Annotated in this window: 10 protein-coding genes; 8 read left to right on the top strand and 2 right to left on the bottom strand. The window is 50.1% G+C overall.

The features are described 5' to 3' along the window. Positions 1 to 234: 234 nt before the first annotated feature. Positions 235 to 810 carry an environmental stress-induced protein Ves gene (gene ves, locus FDW87_RS14765; protein ID WP_016152850.1) on the top strand — a complete coding sequence of 192 codons (576 nt, stop codon included), beginning with the start codon at positions 235 to 237 and terminating at the stop codon, positions 808 to 810. On the opposite strand, the gene cho is transcribed toward ves, so the two are convergent. Both cho and nadE read right to left on the bottom strand, forming a co-directional pair. Beyond that, entirely contained in the window at positions 770 to 1,684 is a 915-nt protein-coding gene (cho, locus tag FDW87_RS14760) for an excinuclease Cho (RefSeq protein ID WP_087121838.1), read from the bottom strand. The two genes, ves and cho, sit on opposite strands and share 41 nt — an antisense overlap. Positions 1,685 to 1,790: 106 nt before the next feature. Continuing rightward, positions 1,791 to 2,621 carry an ammonia-dependent NAD(+) synthetase gene (nadE, locus tag FDW87_RS14755; protein ID WP_137379887.1) on the bottom strand — a complete coding sequence of 277 codons (831 nt, stop codon included), beginning with the start codon at positions 2,619 to 2,621 and terminating at the stop codon, positions 1,791 to 1,793. Positions 2,622 to 2,831: 210 nt separating this feature from the next. On the opposite strand from nadE, the gene osmE reads away from it, so the two are divergent. From osmE to chbG, 7 genes are all read left to right on the top strand, one after another. Continuing rightward, complete coding sequence (osmE, locus tag FDW87_RS14750) at positions 2,832 to 3,173, top strand: osmotically-inducible lipoprotein OsmE (protein WP_003030621.1); 342 nt, start codon at positions 2,832 to 2,834, stop codon at positions 3,171 to 3,173. 297 nt (positions 3,174 to 3,470) lie between these two features. Further along, the gene (gene chbB, locus FDW87_RS14745) at positions 3,471 to 3,791 is read left to right on the top strand and encodes a PTS N,N'-diacetylchitobiose transporter subunit IIB (RefSeq protein ID WP_003832547.1); all 321 of its coding nucleotides are present in this window, start codon (positions 3,471 to 3,473) and stop codon (positions 3,789 to 3,791) included. An 87-nt stretch (positions 3,792 to 3,878) separates the two neighbouring features. Further along, a complete protein-coding gene (gene chbC, locus FDW87_RS14740) occupies positions 3,879 to 5,237 on the top strand; it encodes a PTS N,N'-diacetylchitobiose transporter subunit IIC (protein ID WP_003030619.1) in 1,359 nt (452 codons plus the stop codon). 54 nt (positions 5,238 to 5,291) lie between these two features. Continuing rightward, positions 5,292 to 5,639, top strand: a complete 348-nt coding sequence (gene chbA, locus FDW87_RS14735) for a PTS N,N'-diacetylchitobiose transporter subunit IIA (RefSeq protein WP_003030618.1) — start codon at positions 5,292 to 5,294, stop codon at positions 5,637 to 5,639. A 10-nt stretch (positions 5,640 to 5,649) separates the two neighbouring features. Further along, positions 5,650 to 6,492 (top strand): transcriptional regulator ChbR, encoded by an 843-nt coding sequence (chbR, locus tag FDW87_RS14730; RefSeq protein ID WP_085951046.1) that lies wholly within the window; start codon positions 5,650 to 5,652, stop codon positions 6,490 to 6,492. A gap of 124 nt (positions 6,493 to 6,616) precedes the next feature. Further along, the gene (locus FDW87_RS14725) at positions 6,617 to 7,972 is read left to right on the top strand and encodes a 6-phospho-beta-glucosidase (RefSeq protein ID WP_016152854.1); all 1,356 of its coding nucleotides are present in this window, start codon (positions 6,617 to 6,619) and stop codon (positions 7,970 to 7,972) included. A gap of 12 nt (positions 7,973 to 7,984) precedes the next feature. Next, a partial coding sequence (gene chbG / locus FDW87_RS14720) for a chitin disaccharide deacetylase (RefSeq protein ID WP_137379930.1) occupies positions 7,985 to 8,715 on the top strand: 731 nt, incomplete at its 3' end.

Genomic DNA, 8,715 nt, shown 5'->3' with positions numbered 1-8,715 from the left:
GGCGGTTTTTTCTTTGCTGCCTCTTGCACCGCGCTTGTGACACGTTATTCTCCTCAAGCCCGCGAAAATTCCATCTGGAGGGCGCGTTGTTCTTTTTTGCAAAACACCGGGTTCATCGCTAAGGCAAATCAACTCTGCTGCCGATAACAATAATCTGCAGGGTGAACATAACAATGATGATTTATGGCTGCCTGTTTACGGTGGGCTGCCGTGCTGCGCCTTTCTGGAGGGATGATGGAATACTTTGATATCCGCAAAATGCCGGTCAATCTGTGGCGAAATGGTGCGGGAGAAACGCGTGAGATTTGCTGTTTTCCGCCAGCAACACGAGATTTTCACTGGCGGGCGAGTATCGCCTCCATCGCAGCGAATGGAGAGTTTTCTCTTTTTCCTGGCGTAGAACGCGTGATTACCCTGCTGGAAGGCGGAGAAGTGACGCTGGAAGAGCCGAACACCTTCACGCATACCCTGAAACAGCATCAGCCTTTTACCTTTGCCGGTGACAAGGTGGTAAAAGCGAAGCTGACGGAAGGGCAGATGTCGATGGATTTTAATATCATGACCCGACGGGATGTCTGCCAGGCAAAAGTCAGAGTTGCCGATCGCACCTTTACGACCTTTGGTTCGCGCGGCGGCGTGGTGTTTGTTATCAGCGGAGCCTGGCAACTGGGTGATAAGTTGTTGACCGTCGATCAGGGTGCAAGCTGGCACGACGGTAAACACACGTTACGACTGCTGGAGCGCGAGGGGAAACTGCTGTTCAGCGAGATTAACTGGATGCCGGGGCATTCTCCGGACTCAGTTCAATAATGTCATATTGACCAGACAGAATTGGCCGGCAGAGAATTTTGTAGCCATCTTGATCAAAGCCGGCCGGCATTCGCGCCAGTGTAGTTGCCTCATCCAGCGTTGAAACGGCTCCCAGCCACAGCCAGTTATTGATGATATGGTACTGCGTCATTTCAGCGCGGGTTTCCTGCAGCGCAATGGCATTGCTCCACGGCCAGCAGATTACGCGCACTCTTTCCAGGGCTTCTACCAGACGCAAATGATGTGCTTCAGGGCTTTCTTTCCCGCAGCAGGCTCCGGCGCAGCGTTTAAGCGCGGAGCGAAAACAGGCGCGCCCGTGGCTGAGGGGTTCCAGCCCCAACAGGCCGTAGCACAGCTGTTGTTCATCGGCGAGGCTTTGCAGCGTCTGTAGCGCCGCGCGGCGGTTGGCAAATAGGCCAAACAGATTGGGTGCGTGGGAGAAATCAATATCTCGTGCGTAAACCACCTGAACCGTTCGATCGGTAAGCTGCAAGGCACACAGCTGGCGATTGCGTCGCAGCCGTTTGTTAAACAGGGGCTGCTGTTCTTTGATAAGCCGCGCTTCCAGCAGCAGGGCGCCAATTTCTCCGGCCGTACAAATCCAGCTAATGCGCCTGGCCTGACGCAGCATACTCGCTTCGTCTGCGGTACGCAGATGCGCCAGCACACGGCTGCGAATATTGACACTTTTACCAATATAAAGCGGCATGGTGTCGCTATCACTGTGAAACAGATAGACGCCTGGCGCGGTGGGAAGCGCACTCAAAAACGGGCGCAGGTGCTCGGGATATTCATAGATTGCCGCTGCCTCAAATGTCAGACGAGGGGCTGATTGACGCTGTACCACTGTTGACTCCAGATGCTGGTTATTCATCCAGTGTAGCAGTTTGAGGGCGATTAAAAAAGCGGCATGAGATTCAGCAGGCTAATGCCAGATAGTGCCAATCCTGGCGCTACCCGGCATTTTGAAGGGAAAAGGATTACGCTTTTTTCCAGAAATCATCAAACACGGTGATTGGTGTGCGACGTTTATGCTCAGTTTTCACGTACCAGCCTTCAATTTTTTTCGCGACGTCGGCATCCAGCGTTTTTCCTTCCAGATAGTCGTCGATGTTGTCGTAAGTGACGCCCAGTGCGGCTTCATCCGGCAGAGAAGGGCGATCGTCCTCGAGGTCGGCAGTTGGTGCTTTCTTATATAAGTGCTCCGGGCACTCCAGCGCGGCGAGCAGTTGTTTGCCCTGGCGCTTGTTCAGACGAAATAGTGGGTTAATGTCGGTACCGCCATCGCCGTACTTAGTGAAAAATCCGGTGATGGCTTCTGCAGCATGATCGGTACCCACGACAACTCCGCTGGTCATGCCGGCGATACTGTATTGTGCCTTCATACGTTCACGGGCTTTTTCATTGCCACGCACAAAATCGCTCAGTTCAATACCCGCTTCACGCAGGGCCTGCTCGCTGGCCAGCACCGCGCCCTTAATATTGACGGTCAGTACGCGGTCCGGTTGAATAAAGGCGATGGCATCCTGGCAGTCCCGCTCATCGGCCTGAACACCATACGGTAGGCGTACGGCAATAAACTGCAGTGCGTCATTACCCGTTTCTTTTCGCAGCTCGGTGATCGCCATCTGGCACAGTTTTCCAGCGAGCGTTGAGTCCTGTCCGCCGCTAATTCCCAACACCAACGATTTCAGAAAGGGGTAGGTCTGCAGATACGATTTCAGGAAATTCACGCTGCGGCGAATTTCTTCTTCTGCATCGATGTGCGGTTTTGCGCCAAGCGCCTGGATTATCTCTTGCTGCAGAGTCATTTAACCCCCTCCGAAAAATAAAATGATCAAAAAAATGATGTGTTAAAGCTAACGCGTTGAGGCCCAAACGACAAGGGATGCGAGCCTGATATAGCATCATTTTGTTTTAATAGAATTTTCCGAAACCACCTAAGTATCCTCTGATTGCTTGAAAAATGCGTTGTTGTGCTCCAGGCTTATATAACACGCTGAAATACAAGAGGACGGAATATGAACAAGAATCTAACAGGAATTCTGAGCGCAGCGGCTGTTTTGACTATGCTGGCAGGGTGTACGGCCTACGATCGTACGAAAGACCAATTTGTTCAGCCCGTGGTGAAAGATGTGAAGAAAGGGATGAGCCGGGCGCAGGTAGCGCAGATTGCCGGTAAACCGTCTTCCGAAGTCAGTATGATCCATGCGCGTGGGACGTGTCAGACCTACATCCTGGGTCAACGAGATGGTAAAGCTGAGACCTATTTTGTTGCTTTAGATGACACCGGACACGTGATTAACTCTGGCTACCAGACCTGCGCAGAGTACGACACCGACCCGCAGGCAGCGAAGAAGTAGCAACTGTTTATTGCCTGAGCACTCGGGAAAACCGGCCACTGCGCCGGTTTTTTTATGTCACACGATCTTAATTATTGACGCGAATTATTTACCTGAAGTGTGAGGGTGGTCATAACGCCAGGTCAAGGAGAGACAATTTAGTTGGTCAAGGAAATACCATCCGCTGGTGCAATCCCGTATACTCATTTCAGCCACCTAAAAAAGTAATTTAGCTGACGCAAGTTACCCAGAGCATGGATGCAGGTTAGGGCTTGCGGAGTGTCTGGTGACAGATAATCGCACATGAGGATCGTTTTAATGGAAAAGAAACACATTTATCTGTTTTGTTCTGCGGGCATGTCGACTTCATTGTTGGTTTCGAAGATGCGTGCTCAGGCCGAAAAATACGAAGTACCGGTTATTATTGAAGCGTTTCCTGAAACGCTGGCCGGAGAAAAAGGTCCAGTGGCCGATGTTGTATTATTAGGTCCACAAATTGCTTATATGTTGCCCGAAATTCAGCGTTTGTTACCCAACAAGCCTGTGGAAGTGATTGACTCGCTGCTGTATGGCAAAGTCGATGGTTTAGGCGTGCTTAAGGCTGCGGTTGCAGCAATTAAAAAAGCCGCAGCAAATTAATTATTTTATTTTAATTTTTCCCGTCAAAGAGTTATTTCATTAACATTCACCGCAATTATTAATTGCGGTATTTAAGGGTATTTTTCTATGAGTAACGCTATTGCTTCACTTGAAAAGGTACTCCTTCCTTTTGCTGTAAAAATTGGAAAGCAGCCACACGTTAATGCAATCAAAAACGGTTTTATTCGTTTAATGCCGTTAACCCTCGCAGGGGCCATGTTTGTATTAATCAATAACGTTTTCCTGAGCTTTGGGGAGGGGTCGTTTTTTTATTCAATGGGCATTCGACTTGATGCTTCAACTATTGAAACGCTGAATAGTTTGAAAGGCATTGGTGGAAACGTCTATAACGGTACGCTGGGTATCATGTCATTGATGGCGCCGTTCTTTATCGGTATGGCGCTGGCAGAAGAACGCAAAGTCGACTCTCTGGCTGCCGGGCTGTTATCCGTCGCCGCGTTTATGACCGTAACGCCATATAGCGTGGGTGAAGCCTATGCCGTTGGCGCGAACTGGCTCGGCGGTGCCAATATTATTTCCGGTATTATTATCGGCCTCGCGGTCGCGGAAATGTTCACCTTTGTGGTCCGTCGCAATTGGGTAATTAAATTACCTGATAGCGTACCGACATCCGTGTCGCGCTCTTTCTCTGCGCTGATTCCTGGCTTCCTTATCCTCTCCATTATGGGGATCATCGCCTGGGCATTGAACACCTGGGGTACGAACTTCCACCAGATCATCATGGATTCCATTTCAACTCCGCTGGCATCGCTGGGCAGCGTAGTGGGCTGGGCCTACGTGATTTTTGTTCCGCTGCTGTGGTTCTTCGGTATTCATGGTTCACTGGCGCTGACCGCGCTGGACAGCGGTATCATGACGCCATGGGCGCTGGAAAACATCTCCATTTACCAACAGTTTGGTTCCGTAGACGCCGCGCTGGAAGCCGGAAAGACCTTCCACGTCTGGGCGAAACCGATGCTCGACTCCTATATTTTCCTCGGGGGTAGCGGGGCTACGCTGGGTCTGATTATCGCTATCTTCCTGGCATCGCGTCGTCCGGATTATCGTCAGGTTGCTAAACTGGCACTGCCGTCAGGCCTGTTCCAGATTAACGAACCTATCCTGTTCGGTCTGCCGATCATCATGAACCCGGTGATGTTTATCCCGTTCATTCTGGTGCAGCCGATTCTGGCGGCGATTACGCTGGCAGCTTATTACTCCGGCATTATTCCACCGATTACCAACATCGCACCGTGGACCATGCCAACCGGTTTGGGCGCGTTCTTTAACACCAACGGTAGCGTCGCAGCTCTGCTGGTTGCGCTGTTCAACCTTGGTATCGCCACGCTGGTTTATCTGCCGTTCGTGGTGGTAGCCAACAAAGCGCAGAACGTTATTGATCAAGAAGAAAGCGAAGAAGATATCGCTAACGCATTGAAATTCTAAATTTAATCCGGCATGGCTTCACGGTCATGCCGGACTGAACCAGAGGAAAAAAGTATGTTGGATATCGAAAACATCGTCGACACGCAGTCAGAAGCAGAAGAACTCGAAGAAGTGGTGATGGGTCTCATCATCAACTCCGGTCAGGCGCGTAGCCTGGCGTACGGCGCGCTCAAAATGGCCAAGCAAGGCGATTTCGAGTCAGCTAAGGCTATGATGGACCAGTCTCGCCTGGCGCTGAATGAAGCGCACCTCGTGCAAACGAAACTGATTGAAGGAGATCAGGGCGAAGGTAAAATGAAAGTTAGCCTGGTGCTGGTTCATGCTCAGGACCACCTGATGACATCAATGCTGGCGCGTGAGCTGGTGACTGAACTGATTGAGCTTCACGAAAAGCTGAAATAGCGAGGAGTGCATAATGCAGCTACAGATTAACGCACCGGAAATCAAAACCGTCTATGAGCAGCAGCTGTTTAATGGCAAAAATTTCCATGTGTTCATCTATAACAAAACTGAGAGCATCAGCGGGCTGCATCAACATGACTACTACGAATTTACCCTGGTTTTAACCGGGCGCTATTATCAGGAAATCAACGGTAAACGCGTATTGCTCGAACGCGGGGACTTTGTTTTTATTCCATTGGGATCGCACCACCAGAGTTTTTATGATTTTGGGGCGACAAGGATCCTGAACGTCGGTATCAGTAAACGCTTTTTTGAACAGCACTACCACCCGCTGCTGCCATTTTGTTTCGTTGCATCGCAGGTCTATCGGGCGAATAATTCGTTTCTCACCTACATTGAAACGGTTATTGCATCACTAAACTTTCGCGAGAGCGGACTGGATGAATTTGTAGAAGTGGTCACCTTCTATATTATTAACCGGTTGCGCCATCATCGCGAAGAGCAGGTGCTGGATGATATTCCGCAGTGGCTTAAAACCACCGTGGAGACCATGCATGACAAACGGCAGTTTAGCGAGAATGCGCTGGAAAACATGGTACACCTGTCCGCGAAATCCCAGGAGTATCTGACCCGCGCAACCCAGCGTTATTACAGCAAAACGCCGATGCAGATCATTAATGAAATCCGCATTAACTTTGCTAAAAAACAGCTGGAAATGACTAACTATTCTGTAACGGATATTGCTTACGAATCTGGCTACAGTAGTCCAAGTCTGTTTATTAAAACGTTTAAAAAGCTGACGTCATTTACACCTAATAGCTATCGTAAGAAATTAACTGAATTTAATCAGTAGATATTATTTGCCAATAACCCATTTTTTATAGCTTGCCCAAAATAGCGTCGGGACAGCCACGCTATACCTGACAAACGGGTTGAGCATAATACACGTCAGTGTTTTGACACTGAAGGGAGAAAGTATGAGCCAGAAATTAAAAGTCGTCACTATCGGTGGCGGGAGCAGCTACACCCCTGAGTTACTTGAAGGCTTTATTAAGCGCTATCATGAATTACCGGTTTCTGAATTGTGGCTGGTTGATGTCGACGATGGAAAAGAGAAGCTGGACATTATTTTTGACCTTTGCCAGCGCATGATCGATAAAGCTGGCGTGCCGATGAAGTTGTTTAAAACGCTGGACCGCCGTGAAGCGCTGAAAGATGCTGATTTCGTTACCACCCAACTGCGCGTAGGGCAACTGAAAGCTCGCGAAAAGGATGAACGCATTCCGCTGAGCCACGGGTATCTGGGGCAGGAAACCAACGGCGCTGGTGGGCTGTTCAAAGGTCTGCGTACTATTCCGGTTATCTTTGATATTGTCAAAGATGTGGAAGAACTGTGCCCGAATGCGTGGGTGATTAACTTTACTAACCCGGCCGGGATGGTGACGGAAGCGGTCTATCGCCATACGAATTTTAAGAAATTCATCGGTGTATGTAATATTCCTGTCGGCATGAAAATGTTCATTAGCGATGTGCTGGCGCTGAAAGAGAGCGATGACTTATCCATCGATCTGTTCGGTCTGAACCATATGGTCTTTATTAAAGACGTACTGGTGAATGGTAAATCACGCTTTGATGAACTGTTGGATGGCGTGGCTTCAGGTCAACTGAAAGCCTCCACCGTGAAGAACATCTTCGACCTGCCGTTCAGTGAAGGGTTGATTCGCTCGCTGAAGCTGCTGCCGTGCTCATATTTGCTCTATTACTTCAAGCCAAAAGAGATGCTGGCGATTGAAATGGGTGAATACTATAAGGGCGGCGCTCGCGCTCAGGTGGTACAGAAAGTGGAGAAACAACTGTTTGATCTCTACAAAAACCCGGATTTGAACGTGAAACCGAAAGAGCTTGAACAGCGTGGTGGAGCCTATTACTCCGATGCGGCCTGTGAAGTGATCAACGCCATCTACAACGACAAACAGACCGAGCACTATGTCAACGTTCCGCACCATGGGCATGTTGACAATATCCCGGCGGACTGGGCGGTTGAGATGACCTGTACACTGGGACGCAACGGCGCCACGCCGCACCCACGTATTACCCATTTTGATGAGAAAGTGCTCGGCCTTATCTATACCATTAAAGGCTTTGAAGTCGCGGCGAGCAATGCGGCACTGAGCGGCGAGCTGAATGATGTGCTGCTGGCGTTGAACCTGAGTCCGCTGGTGCATTCTGACAGCGATGCCGAGATTCTGGCGCGTGAGCTGATTCTGGCGCATGAAAAATGGCTGCCAAACTTCGCCGGGTGTATCGAGAAACTCAAAAGCGAACAACACTAACTGAGGTCGGCTATGGAACGCGTACTGATTGTAAATGCGGATGATTTTGGCCTGAGTAAAGGACAAAACTACGGCATTGTTGAAGCCTGTCGCAATGGCGTGGTCACCTCGACAACTGCACTGGTTAATGGCGCAGCCATTGACCATGCGGTACAGCTGAGTCGCGACATACCTGAACTTGCCGTTGGGATGCATTTTGTTCTGACGCTGGGCAGGCCGTTGACGGCAATGCCAGGCCTTACTCGTGACGGGTTACTGGGAAAATGGATCTGGCAGATGGCTGAAGAAGACACCTTGCCGTTGGATGAAATTTCTCAGGAACTGGCCGCGCAGTATCAGCGTTTTATTGACCTGTTCGGGCGGGAGCCAACGCATCTGGATAGCCATCACCATGTGCATATGTTCCCGCAGATTTTCCCTATCGTGGCCGGGTTTGCTGCCCAACGGGGGATTGCGTTACGGATCGATCGTCAGACGGTATTCCAGGCGTCTGACTTTCCGCAGACGTTACGGACTTCCCAGGGATTCAGCAGCGAGTTTTATGGCGAAGCGATTTCTGAAGCCCTGTTTTTGCAAACGCTTGACGCGTCAGCAGACCGGGGAGAGTCCTCGCTGGAAGTGATGTGTCATCCGGCCTTTATCGATGACATTATTCGTCAAAGTGCCTACTGTTACCCCCGCTTAACTGAGCTCGACGTGCTGACGTCTCCGTCACTGAAATATGCTATTGCGGAGCGCGGTTA

Origin of the sequence: Citrobacter sp. wls826 (genome assembly GCF_005281245.1) — a bacterium.
In the GTDB taxonomy this organism is placed as follows: domain Bacteria; phylum Pseudomonadota; class Gammaproteobacteria; order Enterobacterales; family Enterobacteriaceae; genus Citrobacter; species Citrobacter braakii.
This window is presented reverse-complemented; position numbering and strand designations above follow the sequence as displayed.

Coding starts and splice junctions, on each gene's coding strand:
- ves (WP_016152850.1), top strand. CDS start 235: ATGGAATACTTTGATATCCGCAAAATGCCGGTCAATCTGTGGCGAAAT.
- cho (WP_087121838.1), bottom strand. CDS start 1,684: ATGAATAACCAGCATCTGGAGTCAACAGTGGTACAGCGTCAATCAGCC.
- nadE (WP_137379887.1), bottom strand. CDS start 2,621: ATGACTCTGCAGCAAGAGATAATCCAGGCGCTTGGCGCAAAACCGCAC.
- osmE (WP_003030621.1), top strand. CDS start 2,832: ATGAACAAGAATCTAACAGGAATTCTGAGCGCAGCGGCTGTTTTGACT.
- chbB (WP_003832547.1), top strand. CDS start 3,471: ATGGAAAAGAAACACATTTATCTGTTTTGTTCTGCGGGCATGTCGACT.
- chbC (WP_003030619.1), top strand. CDS start 3,879: ATGAGTAACGCTATTGCTTCACTTGAAAAGGTACTCCTTCCTTTTGCT.
- chbA (WP_003030618.1), top strand. CDS start 5,292: ATGTTGGATATCGAAAACATCGTCGACACGCAGTCAGAAGCAGAAGAA.
- FDW87_RS14725 (WP_016152854.1), top strand. CDS start 6,617: ATGAGCCAGAAATTAAAAGTCGTCACTATCGGTGGCGGGAGCAGCTAC.